This window comes from Microcoleus sp. AT8-A3, from assembly GCF_036705675.1.
Taxonomy (GTDB): Bacteria; Cyanobacteriota; Cyanobacteriia; order Cyanobacteriales; family Microcoleaceae; genus Microcoleus.
Genome location: NZ_JAUBVD010000007.1, coordinates 21,106 through 37,126, shown reverse-complemented (window position 1 = coordinate 37,126; position 16,021 = coordinate 21,106). Strand labels below are relative to the sequence as shown.

At 43.1% G+C, this 16,021-nt stretch carries 10 protein-coding genes; 7 read left to right on the top strand and 3 right to left on the bottom strand.

The genetic code is table 11. The annotated features are described in order from the left end of the window. Positions 1-181: 181 nt before the first annotated feature. Positions 182-1,504 carry an AAA-like domain-containing protein gene (locus tag QUB51_RS06065; RefSeq protein ID WP_333233980.1) on the bottom strand — a complete coding sequence of 441 codons (1,323 nt, stop codon included), beginning with the start codon at positions 1,502-1,504 and terminating at the stop codon, positions 182-184. Positions 1,505-2,473: 969 nt separating this feature from the next. Between QUB51_RS06065 and QUB51_RS06060 the strand changes: the two genes are divergently transcribed. The 3 genes from QUB51_RS06060 to QUB51_RS06050 all read left to right on the top strand — a co-directional run bounded on the left by QUB51_RS06060 (position 2,474) and on the right by QUB51_RS06050 (position 9,225). Continuing rightward, a complete protein-coding gene (locus QUB51_RS06060; RefSeq protein ID WP_333052968.1) occupies positions 2,474-4,042 on the top strand; it encodes an ATP-binding protein in 1,569 nt (522 codons plus the stop codon). A gap of 90 nt (positions 4,043-4,132) precedes the next feature. Further along, the gene (locus QUB51_RS06055; RefSeq protein WP_333052967.1) at positions 4,133-7,813 is read left to right on the top strand and encodes a GAF domain-containing protein; all 3,681 of its coding nucleotides are present in this window, start codon (positions 4,133-4,135) and stop codon (positions 7,811-7,813) included. A gap of 194 nt (positions 7,814-8,007) precedes the next feature. Further along, positions 8,008-9,225 (top strand): adenylate/guanylate cyclase domain-containing protein, encoded by a 1,218-nt coding sequence (locus QUB51_RS06050; RefSeq protein WP_333303833.1) that lies wholly within the window; start codon positions 8,008-8,010, stop codon positions 9,223-9,225. A 49-nt stretch (positions 9,226-9,274) separates the two neighbouring features. Here the strand turns inward: QUB51_RS06050 and QUB51_RS06045 are convergent, their stop codons facing one another. Beyond that, positions 9,275-10,555 carry a recombinase family protein gene (locus QUB51_RS06045; protein WP_333260094.1) on the bottom strand — a complete coding sequence of 427 codons (1,281 nt, stop codon included), beginning with the start codon at positions 10,553-10,555 and terminating at the stop codon, positions 9,275-9,277. Positions 10,556-10,558: 3 nt separating this feature from the next. Continuing rightward, a complete protein-coding gene (locus tag QUB51_RS06040) occupies positions 10,559-10,918 on the bottom strand; it encodes a VOC family protein (RefSeq protein ID WP_333052964.1) in 360 nt (119 codons plus the stop codon). A gap of 165 nt (positions 10,919-11,083) precedes the next feature. Between QUB51_RS06040 and QUB51_RS06035 the strand changes: the two genes are divergently transcribed. The 4 genes from QUB51_RS06035 (at position 11,084) to QUB51_RS06020 (ending at position 15,830) form a co-directional block, all read left to right on the top strand. After that, on the top strand, positions 11,084-13,225 hold the full coding sequence (locus QUB51_RS06035; RefSeq protein ID WP_333260091.1) for a SpoIIE family protein phosphatase: 2,142 nt from the start codon (positions 11,084-11,086) through the stop codon (positions 13,223-13,225). A gap of 309 nt (positions 13,226-13,534) precedes the next feature. Continuing rightward, complete coding sequence (locus QUB51_RS06030) at positions 13,535-14,770, top strand: adenylate/guanylate cyclase domain-containing protein (protein ID WP_333052961.1); 1,236 nt, start codon at positions 13,535-13,537, stop codon at positions 14,768-14,770. Between the two features lie 31 nt (positions 14,771-14,801). After that, on the top strand, positions 14,802-15,410 hold the full coding sequence (locus QUB51_RS06025; RefSeq protein WP_333052959.1) for a DUF6272 family protein: 609 nt from the start codon (positions 14,802-14,804) through the stop codon (positions 15,408-15,410). A gap of 66 nt (positions 15,411-15,476) precedes the next feature. Next, complete coding sequence (locus QUB51_RS06020) at positions 15,477-15,830, top strand: slr1659 superfamily regulator (RefSeq protein WP_333211039.1); 354 nt, start codon at positions 15,477-15,479, stop codon at positions 15,828-15,830. Positions 15,831-16,021 lie beyond the last annotated feature (191 nt).

Below are 16,021 nucleotides of genomic sequence, written 5' to 3'. Positions count from 1 at the left end.
AGGTGAGGATGTGGTGATGGAGCTTCATTATAATATAAATAATGCCCAATTTTGGTTAATTACCCTTTTTTTTAGTCCGCGTAGGCGGACTTTATTTGTATAGCAGCAATTTCCAATCGCCAGGAAAAGTGGAGTTTTCAAGGCGGATATTGGATTACGAAAAGAAACTGTAAAGCCGACTCTAAATAAAGTTGTACGAACCAAAATAGAGGCGGTACAACTCGCAGCTTAGCGTACAGCGGTTGTTATCGATATGAATCAGCCCCATACTAAATAATTTAGAAGCCACTATCGGATCTAATTCCACTCCGTGTTCCGATTTTACCACTTGTTTCAGTGCAACCATAAGTTCGGGATACTCTTGGAATGTGGCCCAAAAACTCCGCAAGTAATCTTTATAAATTCCCGCTATTGTGGGAGCTTCTTGTAGTAGCCGATCTAGCGTTACACTGTTTTGACAGAGGTGGTAAAGAGCTAGCCGCACTAGATAAGGATGTCCCCCCACCATTGCCATCAGTCGATCGGCATTGGAGCCATCTGTCCAATCCACTCCGTGACGCTGGGCTAAAGCAAGTATCTGCTCTTCTGTAAAATAGGGCAATTGCAGCGGTAAACCGATATTAAAAGGCGATTCAGTGAGCTTTAAAGGAATATAAATTTCTGTGGAGTGAAGAACGATTAACCGCAGTTTTCCCAAGGTTTCAATCCGCTTTGCTTCTTCATGCCAGCTTCGCAGCAGCGGCAAAAATTCTCTGGCAATTTTTGGATACTCAAAAATTATATTTACTTCATTTAAAGCTAACACAAGAGGGTTACTGATTTCTGCTAATATATATTGTTGCAAATAGATGGTGCAGCTTACTTTGCTACCCATGTCTTCATCCCAATAATCATCTAATAGGGGTGGTAATTCTAGGTGACGGCTGATGTTGGCACAAAACCAGCGTAAAAATTTATCGATATTGACTAAAACAGCTTCCTCGGCTTGCTGAAAATCTAAACTTACAGTTCGATAGTCAAGAGAAGTCGCGCGCTCTAAAATCCGTAGCAGAAGGGAACTTTTTCCCATCTTCCTGGGAGCTTTAATCCGCAGCACACTTCCTGGTTTGGTAATCTCTCGATAGGCGAGTTCTTCAATTAGCGGGTGAGGGATATAAAATGGCGAACCGAGGGGCACGGGAGAGCCGGGAAATTCTAAAGGTGTTGCGAGGGATTGGCTGCGGGTGAATTCTTCAATTAATTCTCGTTCCTCTGCGGTTAGGGAACGTGATTCTAAACAAGAGCGAAAATTTGATTTGCTAATAGATGTCTGCAAGATTTGAGAGAGAGATTTCCACAAGGATGAGGCTATGTTTCTCAGGTAATGCTCTCCGTAATGAGAGGCAGATGCAATACTTGTATAAGTTTTTCCTTCCCAAACTTGGCGAAGTATGATTTCTTGTACGGGATATAAATCTTTTTGTAATCGCACACGAGTTAGCTGTAGTACCTCATCTATCGTCATAACTGGCAATAACCATATAAGTGTATCGTTGATATTATCACTTATGATTGAGTGTAAAGCTCAGAGCGATCGCCTATTGGATTCCCACACGCTCCTGTCGCGATATTTTTGAGGGGGTAATTGGTCAAATCGGTTAAATATCCCCGAAGAGTATCACTGTCAATAATCAAGAATTCCCTCGCGGGGTAGTGGCGGGTGTATTTGGGAGCATCTCAATGAAAGCAGGCCTCCGCTAGAAATTGGAGTTTTGAGGCAGGAGGCAGGAGGCAGGAGGCAGGAGGGAAGAGGGAAGAGGAAGAAGGAAGGAGCCAGAAGAAGTGTTTTTACAAATATGAGATGCTCCCGGTGTATTTAACCTGTCTGCACTCTTCAAGGGTAAAAGAGTGAACCAACCTCTACAGGTTTTTGAGAATGGTTCTCTTCGTTAAGTTGAATCCGTGACATCCGTTAAATCTGGTGATTTCCCCGTTGCCTGACTCAGGGCTGTTTCATTCTCTTGTAGGGGGAGCCACTCTTTGCTGCCCCCATGTCCCAAACGCCTGTGCAGTCGTCTGTGGCGGGGTAGGCACGGGGAGTAGGGGTAGCACTACAAGAGTCAAAATTCATGTTTTTGGTGAGAATGAAACAGCCCTGCGTTGCCTGACCGATCGCTGAGTGCTATAACCCAATTTTAATGGGCGCTGGCGCTCTTACTGGAAAGGAATCTGCGCTCAGTTTTTCTCGATCGTTGCCCAAAATGTCATCCCGGTGTCACAGTTGATAGTGAAGGCAGAATTAAAAATGTGACAGTTGACTTTGCTAAAGCTGAGTCTATTGATGTTAATTTAATTAACAGTAGTTTCAGATCGCTGCATTTACCGATCGCAAGTGTTAAGTCCCAAAGTCTAATTCTTATTTTTGTACCCCCATTTTTTAAGTTTTTCCAGTAATCACCTCTGAAAAATATTAGCAAATAACCGAGTTGATTTAATGCAAATGGTTCATAAAATGTTCCCAAATTATTTTATTCCTCACGGTCATTGCTACTTGTGGAAGCCTGGATTAGTGGGGCTACACGTTTTGTCCGATGGTTTGATAGCCGTCGCTTATTTTTTGATACCGATTACGCTGATTTATATTGTCAAAAAACGGCAAGACGTACCTTTTGACTGGGTTTTCATGCTGTTCGGCTCTTTTATTATCTGCTGCGGGATTACTCATATTATGGAAATATGGACGCTGTGGCATCCTAATTATTGGTTCTCGGGTTTTCTTAAAGGGATTACGGCGCTGATTTCGCTATGTACCGCAGCCGTGCTGGTGGAACTAATCCCAAAAATCTTGGCTATTCCCAGTCCCGATCAATTGGCGGCGGCAAATTTGGCTTTACAAAATGAGATTGGCGATCGCAAACAAGCTCAGGAAGCACTCTCGGAATTAATGCTAGAATTGGAAAAACGGGTTATCGAGAGGACGATCGCTTTAGAAGTTGCTAATGAACGTTTGCAACAGGAAAATCGCGATCGCTCTTTGGCGGAAAATTCATTGCGGCACTCGGAAGCTAAACTGCGAGAGCAGACTCAGCAATTAGAGAACGCTCTGCAACAACTTAAAGGCGCTCAAGCTCAACTCGTACAAACTGAAAAAATGTCCTCTTTGGGGCAAATGGTAGCTGGGGTTGCTCACGAAATAAATAACCCTGTGAACTTCATTTATGGCAATCTGATTCCGGCTGAGGAATACATTAAAGATATTGTGGCATTGATTAAGGCTTATCAAGTTTATTACCCCACTCCGGCGCCGGAAATTGCAGATAAGATTCACACTATAGAACTCGATTTTATTTTAAAAGACTTGCAAAAACTTTTTGGTTCGATCAAAATTGGAGCAGAGCGAATTAAGGAGATTGTTAAGTCTTTACGAACTTTCTCGCGGTTAGACGAAGCCGACATGAAAAAAGTAAATATCCATGAAGGTCTCGATAGCACTTTAATGATTTTGCAGCACCGCTTGAAAGAACAACCAAACCGGCCGCCTATCCAAGTGATTAAAGAGTATGGAGATTTGCCAGAATTGGAATGCTACGCTGGGCAGCTTAACCAAGTATTTATGAATATTTGCTCTAATGCTATTGATGCTTTAGAACAGATTGTACAGCAGGGATATTTGACCCACGGCTATTGGGAAAATAATTTCTCTGACAACTTACAAAACACCCATTGCCCACTACTAAAAATTCGCATCCGCACCCTTTTAGTTGATGGCAAGTGGGTGCAGATTCACATTGCTGATAATGGCAGTGGCATAGATTATGATGCGATCGCTAAAATTTACGATCCATTTTATACAACGAAACCTATTGGTGCTGGTACCGGGCTGGGTTTGGCGATTTCTTATCAGATTATTAAAGCCCATGAAGGTTATTTGCGCTGCACTTCCGAGGTGGGGAGAGGTACGGAGTTTATCATTGAAATTCCGTTGCGATCGCAATTTGGCGAGCGCCACCGACTGCCAAAGCAAGCTGTTATGAACAAGGTGGGTTTAGGCGTTAATAAATAATGCTGAAGCCAGCTACCATTTTCGGTGACTTTTATTTTTTGCTTAACTTAGGCATCATCAAATCCCTATTATCTGCCAATAACAAGTATTATGTGGGAAGCACTCAAAAACATATTTTCCCCGACTCAGTATATGCCTCACGGTCATTGCTATCTTTGGCAAACGCCTTTAGTGTGGCTGCACGTAACTGGGGACTTTTTAATCGCGATCGCCTACTATTCAATTCCGGCGATGCTGATTTATTTTATTTTCAAGCGGCGCGATGTTCCTTTTTTAGGAATATTTGGTTTATTTGGTGCATTTATTATTCTGTGCGGCACGGGTCACTTGCTCGACATTTGGACGTTGTGGCATTCCGCTTATTGGCTGTCGGGGATTGAAAAAGCAATTACTGCACTGGTTTCCTGCTTCACTGCCGCCTCAATGGTAACACTATTGCCCCAGTTTTTGTCTTTAAAAACCCCCCAAGAATTAGAGGCAATAAATCGCAAGTTGCAAAGTGAGATTGCTGTGCGTGAAGAGGCAGAATTAGCGTTGCGCTACGCTTATGATGACTTAGAAATTAAAGTTCAAGAACGCACTGCAGAGTTGAGAGAAATTAACGGTTATTTAGAAGCAGAAATTAAAGAAAAAATTGTCGCTGAATCTGCTTTACGCGAACGAGAAACTAGGTTAACCGAACAACAAACAGGCTTGCTAGAATTAGCCAAAAATTCTAGTATCTACGAGGGAAATATCAGCGAGGCGTTGAGAGAGATTACGCAAATGGCAACTCGTACCCTGAATGTCGATCGGGCAAGTATTTGGTTTTATCAGGAAGATAAATCCGCAATGTGCTGTGCGGATCTTTACGAACTGACGCCCGATCGACACAGCGCCGGTGCAGAACTGAAAGTTGCTGAGTATCCTAGCTATTTCCAAGCTTTGAATACAGAACAGGTACTCGCAGCGGTTGATGCCCAAACCGATCCGCGAACCCTAGAATTTAGCGAATCTTATTTGAGGCCATTAAACATCTCGTCGATGCTAGATGTTCCTATTACCCATAAAGGGCAAATTGCGGGTGTAATTTGTTTAGAACATCTGGGAACGACCAGGAATTGGACGCTGGACGAACAAAGCTTCGCTAGCTATGTGGCGCAGATCGCAGCTTTAGCAATGGAAGCTCGCGATCGCAAGCAAGCCGAGTTAAACTTGCGTTCTGTCACCGAACGTTTGCAATATTTGCTGGCGACTACCCCGGCGGTGATTTTTAGCTGCAAATTAGGGGGAAATTATGACGTAACGTTTGTCAGCGATAATATTGTTTCAATGATTGGTTACGAAGCCAGAGAATTTCTTGATGGTTCCCTTGATTGGCATAGCCTGGTTCATCCAGACGATCGAGAGATTGTTGATACTTCATTCGCTCAGATATTGGAAAAAGAATCGATTTCCTACGAATACCGCGAACGGCACAAAGACGGTGGTTATCGCTGGATATACGATGAGGTTAAGTTAGTCAAAGATGCTGCTGGTCTACCTGTGGAGTGCGTGGGTTATGGAGTAGATATTACTGCTCGCAAACAGGCGGAACTAGCCTTGCAGCAGCAAGTAAAAAGGGAGCGGCTAGTTAATTCCATTCAAGAGCGGATTCGCTCCTCTCTTAACCTAGAAGAAGTAATGACAATGGCTGTGGAAGAAATTCGCCATTTTTTGTCAACTGATAGAACAGTTATTTACCGCTTTAATCCAGATTGGAGTGGATTTATAGCCGTCGAATCGGTATCCGTCGGTACGATGCCGATTTTGGGAATTGACATTAATGACCCTTGTTTTCGAGAACACTACGTCTCTGTTTACGAGCAGGGACACCTGCGCGCGATCGACAATATTTATACAGCAGGTATTTCAGAGTGCCACATTAATTTACTGAGCGAGTTGGAAATTAAAGCTAACCTCGTGGTTCCCATTTTGCAAGGTAAAAAACTATGGGGGCTACTCATTGCTCATCACTGCCACAGTCAAAGGCATTGGAGCTCTTCTGAGATAGAATCTCTCAAGCAAATTTCCGTGCAGCTAGCAATTGCCATCCAGCAATCCACCCTTTTTGAACAAGCCAAAACAGAAATTGCCGATCGCAAATTAGCAGAAACAGCATTACAAAAAGCTGTTGTAGCTGCTGATACAGCTAACCGCGCCAAGAGCGAATTCCTTTCTTCTATGAGCCACGAACTGCGGACTCCCCTGAATGCCATTCTCGGATTTAGTCAGGTGATGGTGCGCGATTCATCTCTCAACAATCAACACCAACAGCACCTAGAAATTATTAATCGCGCCGGCGAACACTTGCTTTCGCTAATTAATGACATTTTGGAAATGTCCAAAATTGAAGCGGGCCGAAGTCAGCTTAATGAAAGCAGTTTTAATTTAATGCGCTTGCTGAAAACCTTAGAAGAAATGTTTCGATTAAAAGCTAAATCTAAGAAATTGCAGCTAAATTTGGAAGTGGGTGACGGTGTACCGCACTTTGTTAGTGGAGATGAAGGTAAACTGCGGCAAATTTTGATTAATCTTGTAGGAAATGCGATCAAGTTTACAGAGATGGGTAGCGTTACTTTGCGAGTTAAAAAGAAGGTAGAAGAAAGTTTGGGCGCTGAAAACGCAGAGTTTTCGGACACACAAACAAAACTTGCCGACGCGGCTTCTGAACATTCCGAAAGCTTAGCGGTTGAAACCACAGCTATACAAAGAAAACCCGGATGGTGCACTGGTTTTAATCACTCCGAAAGCTTGGCAGACTTTAATTGTGTAGATGCTAATTACCTTCACCCGGAATTGTTACGCCTTCAGTTTGAAATTGAAGATACTGGCCTTGGCATTTACCCTGAAGAGATAAATAAGTTATTTGAACCCTTTGAGCAAACAAAAACAGGTCAAAATTCTCAACAGGGGACTGGATTAGGTTTACCAATTAGCCGCAAATTTGTACAAATGATGGGAGGAGATATTACTGTCATCAGTACACCTGAGTTGGGAAGTAAGTTTGTATTTGATATTCAAATCAGCCTTGCCCCTCTCAGCGAGATTAAAATCCTTAAACCGCAGAAAAAAGTAATTGCTTTAGCACCGAATCAACCAGAATACCGGATTTTGGTTGTTGACGATCGCGCGGATAATTGCCTAGTCATAGAGAGATTATTGTCACCACTAGGCATCCTCGTGCGATCGGCTAGAGATGGTCAAGAAGCTATTGCTGTATGGGAGGATTGGCAACCGCACCTGATCTGGATGGATATGCAGATGCCTGTCATGGATGGCTATGAAGCCACAAGACAAATTAAAGCTCATCCTCTTGGAAAACAAACTGCAATAGTTGCTCTTACTGCTAGCGCTTTTGAAGAAGAACGACAAACTATTTTAGGAGCAGGCTGCGATGATTTCATGCGTAAACCTTTCGAGGCAAAGATATTATTTGCAAAAATGGAAGAACTTTTAGGATTGCGTTACATTTACGAGGAATCTGTTGATGCACCACTAGACAATGACAGCGAAATTAGCGGAGTGACTAGCAATCAATCCGTCGAGTTACAACTCAGTCAAATGCCTCTTGAGTGGGTAGAACAGATATCTCATGCCGCTCATGAATGCTGCGATGAGAAAATTGTCAAGTTGATTGAGGAAATGCCTAGCCAGTTGGCTTTTTCCGCACAATATTTAACTACTTTGGTGCAGGATTTCCTATTTGACGATATTATAGAGATAGCACAATCAGCAGTTGCATCGAGGTAAAAATACCTCTTTTCAATCAATGTAATTGGAGGAAAAATTTATATTTTAAAAAATCTAAGTTTAAGCCCATATAGCGTCTCGTTGCTATCTTATTTTATGCGAGACAATATCCTTTTATATGGTTTCGTTTTTGTTGAGGTAAAATTCTTAAGTGTTAATATCTTTTATTTTGAAAAACTACCGTGAGCGAGTGCATGGACAGCTATCAATATCCTACAATTCAAGCCAACATTTTAGTAGTTGATGATAAGCCCGATAATGTGCGGCTTTTATCTACAATATTGACCGAACAAGGGTATCAGGTTCGTAAAGCGCTGAACGGGCAAAGGGCGATCGCTACAGTGCAAGAGTTTCCGCCGACTCTAATTTTGCTGGACGTGATGATGCCAGAAATGAATGGATATGAGGTATGTGCAAAGTTGAAAGCTTCACCAAAAACCAGTTCCATTCCCGTGATTTTCTTAAGCGCCTTAGATGACGTTTTAGATAAGGTGAAAGCTTTTGATGTGGGAGCCGTTGACTATATTACTAAACCTTTTCAAGGTAAAGAAGTATTGGCACGAGTGGCGAATCAGTTAACAATTCAAAGTCAACAACAGTTACTTCAAGAGCAAACGAAGCAATTCCAAGAACTTGTCGAACGTTTGCAAAACGAAATTAAAGAGCGGCAGGGGGTGGAGCTAGCTTTACGGCTTGCTCAAACAAAGTCGGATCATTTATTGCTGAATATTTTACCAGCAGCGATTGTTGAAAATTTGAAAAAGGGCGAGGGTTCTCCGGCCCAGAGGTTTGATTCAGCAACAGTTCTTTTTGCCGATATTGTCGATTTTACGTCTATTGCTGCTAGAATGTTACCTCTAGAATTGGTAAATGTACTAAACCAGATTTTTTCAAGGTTTGACCAACTAACTGAAAAACACGGTTTGGAAAAAATTAAAACAATTGGAGATGCTTATATGGTAGCGGGGGGGTTGCCGGTGCCGAGGGCAGATCATGTAGAAGTGATCGCGAATATGGCCTTGGATATGCAGGAAGCGATCGCTGATTTTCAAACTGACAGAGGCGAACCATTTCAAATTCGGATTGGCATTCATACAGGGCCAGTAGTTGCGGGCGTAATTGGCACTAAAAAATTTAGCTATGACTTGTGGGGAGATACTGTTAATGTTGCTTCTCGGATGGAATGTCAAGGATTACCGGGATATATTCAAGTTACTACAGCTATTTACGAACTGTTAAAAGATCGGTATTTATTTGAGGAAAGAGGTGCGATCGCGGTTAAAGGAAAAGGAGAGATGATCGCCTATTGGTTAAAAGCTAAAAAAAATAATTCAGCGGTTGAAAGCGATGCTTGTCTAACGCAGTCCACTCCTACGGAACTAAGAGAGTACCCACATACCCCACTTCTTTAAGAAGTCGGGTATCTAACCTAGGAGCTATGGATGAACGTCGAGCTAATCCTTAAAAAATGAAAACAATTTGCAGTTGCCAATTTGTATTTTCCCGGACGATTTCAATGCGATCGATAAATTCTCGAAAGTAAAACCTGCGTTCTGATTCTGATAAATCGAGCCAAAATTGCGACAGGGAAACTGTTTGGGCAATTTCTCGCAAATTTACTGGGGGTAGTTGCGCTAATTTGCTTTGCAGTTCGGCAATTTCGGTGCGGATTTTGTAGGCTCTAAACTCTGCCGTTTCCGTGTCTAATATGCCGCTTTCAATCAGGGCCCAAAGTTGCTCTATGATTTCTTGTTTCGATGCGATCGCCCTGACAATTCCTGCTTTCATTCCATTCATATTCGGCATTTGCAACCCAGCAACAGCATCGGGTAAATCCCGACAAATACCGGCGATGGTTAATTGCAATACTTCATCGTAGGAAAGGCCACTACATTTAGGCTGTTTTGGACAGTTAATCGGTCGCAAATAAAGGTATTCTTTTTCTTTGCGGTAGGAGGTGACTTTGGCAACTGTCATGGGCGATTTGCATTCGGCACAAATTGCTAAACCTGCGAGGGAACGTGGGGCGCTAGCGCTGCGAGGAGAAAGGCAGCGGTTGCGGCGCAGCAACCTGTCTATTTGGGCGGCTTCTTCTCTGGAAATAATCGGGACGTGGGTGTTAGAAATTACTTGGCCGTTTTGATATTCTAAATCGCCTCGGTAGGCGGGATTTGTCAGCCAGCGGCGGCCGGTACTTACAGAAATTTTTTTGTTGTATTTCTTGGCTAAATACCGCACGGAACCTCGCAATGAACCGTAAATTAAAAAGTGTTCAAAAAAGTCTTTGACGGTGGGGGCGGTGGTTTTATCGATCGTATAACAATCTTTGCCGCGCCGGTAGCCGTAGGGAGCCTTACCCGGTGGCATCCGGGATTTGATGCGGTTGCGCGCGTGTCCTTTGCGAATACTCCGGCTGTGTTGGCTGCGCTGGATTTCTGCGAGGATTTGCAGCAAGTTTTTGCGGTTTCTTGGTTCTGTTTCTTCTTGGACAATGATTTCGACGCCGAGGTTTTCGAGTTGGGCGAGGTGCGAACACACTTGCTGCAATGTGTCGCCTAGTTCTTCAAACCGCTGAATTAATAAGTATTTGACTGGTTCTGTTTGGCAGTCTTTGAGGAGTTGCTGCAGTTGTTGTCGCCCTCCTAAGTCTTGATAGGTGCGATCGACTTCTTGGCCCCAATTTTCCGGTGCGGGTGCTGATTCCAGTAGCGGTTCGGTGTAAGAATAAGCGATGATTTTCATCTGTTACTCGCTGAGTTCGATGATGTTGCCGTCGGGATCTTGGGTAAATAATGCCGATCGACCTGACGCGCTCATTTGGAACGGGCAATTGTGAGCGATTAACTGTTGTTTTGCTGCCTCTAAGTCGGCCACAGAAAATGCTAGATGTCGGTTGCGTCCCCATTTGGCATGGTCTACGGCATCTGGGATAATTGTTGCACCTAAAATTAGGTGGAGCTGGAAGTCGCCGATTTGATACCAAATTCCAGGAAATTTTAAGTCGCGATCGATTTTTTGCAGTTTTAGTACGGTGCTGTAAAAGTGTTGGGATTGTTCCAGGTTGGAGATGAGGATGGCGCTGTGGAGGGATTGAGTAATTTGCATTTTTGTTGGGATTTATGGTTTTTTTTTTACCGCTGATGCAGGCTGATGAACGCAGATTTTTTGCGGTTGGTTGAGTTTTTGATATGATAACATTGTCCGTCGCTCTTAATATATCCATTATCAAGTCTTGTAACAAAAAACTGCCCGCTGGGAGTGTTTTTAACAATGGTTTCTCAAAAAAGTGCGATCGTCTCCAGAGCGGGCAAAATCCGTCTCCGCAATGTCTTGGTAGTTCCCTTTGTTCTCCAAATTTTGGCCGCTGTTGGCTGCGTTGGCTATCTCTCTTACAGAAACGGAGAGCAGATAGTCAACAATATTGTTAGTCAGTTGCGCCACGAAGTGAGTGCGAGAGTTTACGAACGTGTTCAAACCTATCTGGAAGCTCCGCCACTGGTGAATCAGATCAATCAGGATGCTGTACCTTTGGGGGTGTTGAACTTTGACGATTTGGAGCAAGCTAGACCATATTTTTGGAAACAAGTTCTGCAATTTAAGTCGATCGGTCACGCGGGAATTGCCAACGAAAAAGGTCAGTACCTGCGTGTGGGTTGGGTAAATCGCCTGGTTGGACTTGAACAACCTCAGCTTGCCCAGCAACTGATTCCGGGGGGCGGCGACTTGATATATTACAACCTTGACGCTGATGGAAACCCGACAACAATCGACAAAAACACGCCCAATTATGATGTTCGCACCCGCCCTTTTTACAGAGTAGCTGTTGAGAAGAAACAGGCAGCTTGGAGTGAAGTTTATATTAATTTTGGCTACGGTACGCTGCAAATTAATGCGAGTCTACCCTATTATGATGCCGAAGGGAAACTAATTGGCGTGCTGACTTGCCAGATGGGACTCGATCAAATTCGCCAATTGTTGCAAACATTAAGGGTGGGTAATTCCGGCCAAGTATTTATCATTGAACCCCAAGGTCAGTTAATAGCTACTTCGGTTAAAGAAGAGCCTCTTTCTGTGGGAACAGGCAAAGATACAAAGCGGATCAAAGCACAGGAAAGCAACAACCCCCTGATGCGTCAAAGTGTGCTTTATCTGCTCGATCGCTTCAAGCGTTTGGAAGACATCGATCAAACTGTTCAACTTGACTTTTATCTTAACGGTGAGCGGCAATTTATCCAAGTTTCTCCGCTAACTGACAAGTACGGTCTCAATTGGCTGAGTGTAGTAGTAGTTCCTGAAGCGGACTTTATGGCGCAAATTTATGCTAACACTCGCCAGACCATTTGGCTGTGTATTGTGGCTCTCATTGTCTCTGTTGCAATGGGTATTTTCACCGCTAGCTGGATTGCTCGCCCCCTGAATCAAATTGCTCGATCTTCAGAATATCTAGCAGGTGGTGCTCTTAACCAGAACGTTGCTTCCAGTCGGATTTTGGAAATTGAAACCTTAAGAAATTCCTTTAACAGTATGGCGAGACAACTGCAAGAATCCTTGGAAACGCTAGAAGATAAAGTCAAAGAACGTACCTCTGAACTCGCTACAGCCACCAAACAAATTGCTACTCTCAACCAGCGTCTGAAAGCGGAAAACCTCCGCATGAGTTCCGAACTCGATATGCTCAAACAAATGCAGCAGTTGATTCTGCCAAAACCTGCTGAACTCACAGCTATTGAAGATTTAGATATTGCCGGATTTATGGAACCAGCCTCGGAAGTAGGTGGTGATTACTACGACGTACTTTGTACTAACGGGGTTGTCACAATTTGTATTGGTGATGTCACCGGACACGGATTAGAAAGCGGCATTTTGATGGTGATGACTCAAGCTGCTGTCCGCACTCTTCAGGAAATGCAAGAATCCAACCCGGTGCGTTTTTTAGATACCCTCAATCGCACTATTTATAAAAATGTCCAGCGCATGAACTCCGACAAAAATATGACACTAGCTTTGCTCAACTATGCCGATCGCACAATTAGTATCAGCGGTCAACACGAGGAAACTCTTGTGGTCAGGAAAGGTGGTAAAATCCAGCGAATAGACACCATTAATTTAGGATTTCCGCTCGCCTTAGATGAGGATATTTCCCATTGGATTAGCCATGTTTTAGTAGACTTAGAGCCGGGGGACGGGGTGGTGCTTTACACTGACGGCATTCCCGAAGCTAGAAATATGCACAAAAAATTCTATGGTATTGAAAGACTCTGTGAAGTGGTTTCTCAAAACTGGCATTTGAGCGCCGAACAAATCAAGGAAGCCACCATCGCTGATTTGAGAAATTTTATTGGAAAACAAAAGGTTTTTGATGACATTACTTTGCTAGTATTGAAGCAACAGGGAAATATTGTGCATAATTGATTATTGACCGAAAGCATCCAGGATACAAGCCCCCGGATTCATTCCTTCGCAGACTCATAACCCAGAAATAAAAGACCTGTATCCCATGAAACTTGCCCCCCGAATTTATCCGTGGGGTCAATCTAAAATCTAAAATCTAAAATCTAAAATCGATTGACTGTCGTCAACCAGGTTTCTACGAGAAAGCTTGGATTTAGTCGCCAAGCATGGAACCAGCAACCGGATTTATCGCTTTGCCCGTGTAAGTTATAATAATTTACAGCGAGGAAGTCAAACAACTTTGCGCTTCCAGATTCGGAAGTATAAATTATGAAACCACAAATAAATTTAGCACCATCTAAATCTCCAGAAGAACTCCATACCCAGCTACAGGAGTTGAGCGAAAAACTTGAGGAAGTAGAGGATGAAAAAAATAGCTATGAAACCTTAGTAGAAATTATCACACAACACTCCACGGATCTGGAAAACCAGATCCATCATAAAAACCGAGAGATGCAGACTTACATTGAGCAGGTAAAAAAGGTTATAGATGCAGCTATTGCTGTAAAAAATAATAGCTTTGAACCCCAGATATTGTCAGATGTGGCAGCGCGCAGTGATGCACTGGGAGAACTAGCACAGGTATTTTCGCATATGGTGCAAACGGTGAAAGCGCGGGAACAAGAATTAGAGAAACTTTTGCAGGCTTACGGACGTTTTGTTCCCGCTGAATTTCTCCAATTTCTCGGCAAGCAGAGCATTGTTGATTTCCAGCTTGGAGATCACGTGAGCAAAGAGATGGCAATTATGTTTTCCGATATGCGTTCGTTTACCACGATGGCGGAGCAAATGACTCCTCAAGAAAATTTTGATTTCATCAATAACTATTTACAGCAAGTTAGTCCGGAAATTCGTAAGCACAATGGTTTTATTGTCAAGTATATTGGAGATGGAGTCATGGCAGTTTTTCCTGATGGCGTGGATGATGCTATTCAGGCAGGAATTGTGAAATTGGAGCAGTTGCATAAATACAATCAAAGCCGTAAAATAAATGGGGATATACCGCTGAAGATTGGCATTGGTATCCATGTGGGTGATACGATGGTTGGGATTATTGGAGATGCGAATCGGATGCAAGCAGATGCGCTCTCAGATCATGTCAATCTCACCGCTCGTCTGGAAGGTTTGACTAAGTATTATGGCGTATCTTTATTAATTTCTGGAGATGTGGTACAACGTTTGAGTCAACCAGAAAAGTATCATATCCGTTTTTTGGATCGGGCTATTGTCAAAGGTAGACAAGAAGCCATTACAGTTTGTGAGGTGTTAGATGTTGAAGTAGAACCAGTGCGATCGCTCAAAATTCAAACCTTGCCTATATTTGAGGAGGGACTCCAAGAATATTGTCAGGGAAATTTTGCTAAGGCCATTGTTTGTTTTGAACAGATAGTAGCACTAAATCCAGATGACAAGCCCAGTCAACTTTACCTAAAACGCATCCAATCGCTGTTAGAAAAGAGTATTCCGGCTAACTGGAATGGCGTGTGGAAATTCACCAAAAAGTGACCTTAATACCTCAATTAGAGCTAGAAAAATCATGACATCTGGAAGCTTAAAAACAATGACCCAAATCTTTGGAGAATTCATTGAAGAATTTCCTCCTGAACACGATTCCCTAGAACTGACATTTACTCCCAGTTCTCGCCCGATTAAACAGCGCTGGCGCAACAACAGGCTTTCAGCTCATTTTGTAGCCGATTATTTGTCTAGCTTTCTACCTGTGGATGAGGAGGATGCTAGCAGCGAGAAACGGATAAAAGAAAGCAAGGGAGCTGTGAGCTACGTAGCCAACGAACTGTTAGAAAATGCGATTAAATTTAATAACGATGATACTCATTACAAGGTCAAATTTGGCATACACTTTATTGGTGAAACAGAGGTGACGGCGGTAATTTTTGCCAGTAATAGTGTCACTTCAGAAGGGGCGAGTAAGTTGAAGGAGTTTATTGAAGAAATTATGGCTTCCGATCCCAATGAACTTTATTTGCAGCAGCTTGAAAAAAATGCAGAATCTGAAAGTGATACATCGGGATTGGGATTGCTGACGATGATTAATGACTATTCAGCTAAGATAGGTTGGAAATTCGAGCCCAGGCCAGATAGTGATACCATCATTGTTACGACTGTGGTTCAAATTAGGGTCTAGTTTCTAGCATTTCAATATTTACTCTCTTGTGCGATCGCACTATTTTAGTCAGGAAAAAAAATCACAATGGGCATTCAAGAAATTCAAGGTGAAGATTACAGCATTCAGTACGATCCAGAATCAGTCACAGTCACTTTCCAAGGCGAACTGAGCCTGAGCGGCCCAGCAGAGTATGCGCCAATAGTCGAATTGTTAGATGAGGTCGCCCATCCCGAACCGCCTACTATTACCTTGAACCTAAAACAATTGGAATTTGTTAACAGTTCTGGTATCAGTATGCTGTCTAAATTTGTTATTAGCGTCCGGAAAAAGAAAACGATTCAACTTTTGGTATTGGGTTCAAATGATATTCCTTGGCAACAGAAATCTCTCAGAAATTTAGAAAAGCTGTTGCCAACTTTGAAGCTAGAATTAGCGTAGGATATGTGTAAATTTTAATTACAGTTAACACAGGCGGGACGCCCGTGCCACAGTTAACACAGGCGGGACGCCCGTGCCACACACAGTTAACACAGGCGGGACGCCTATACCACACACAGTTAACACAGGCGGGACGCCCGTGCCACAGTTAACACAGGCGGGACGCCCGTGCCACAGTTAACACAGGCGGG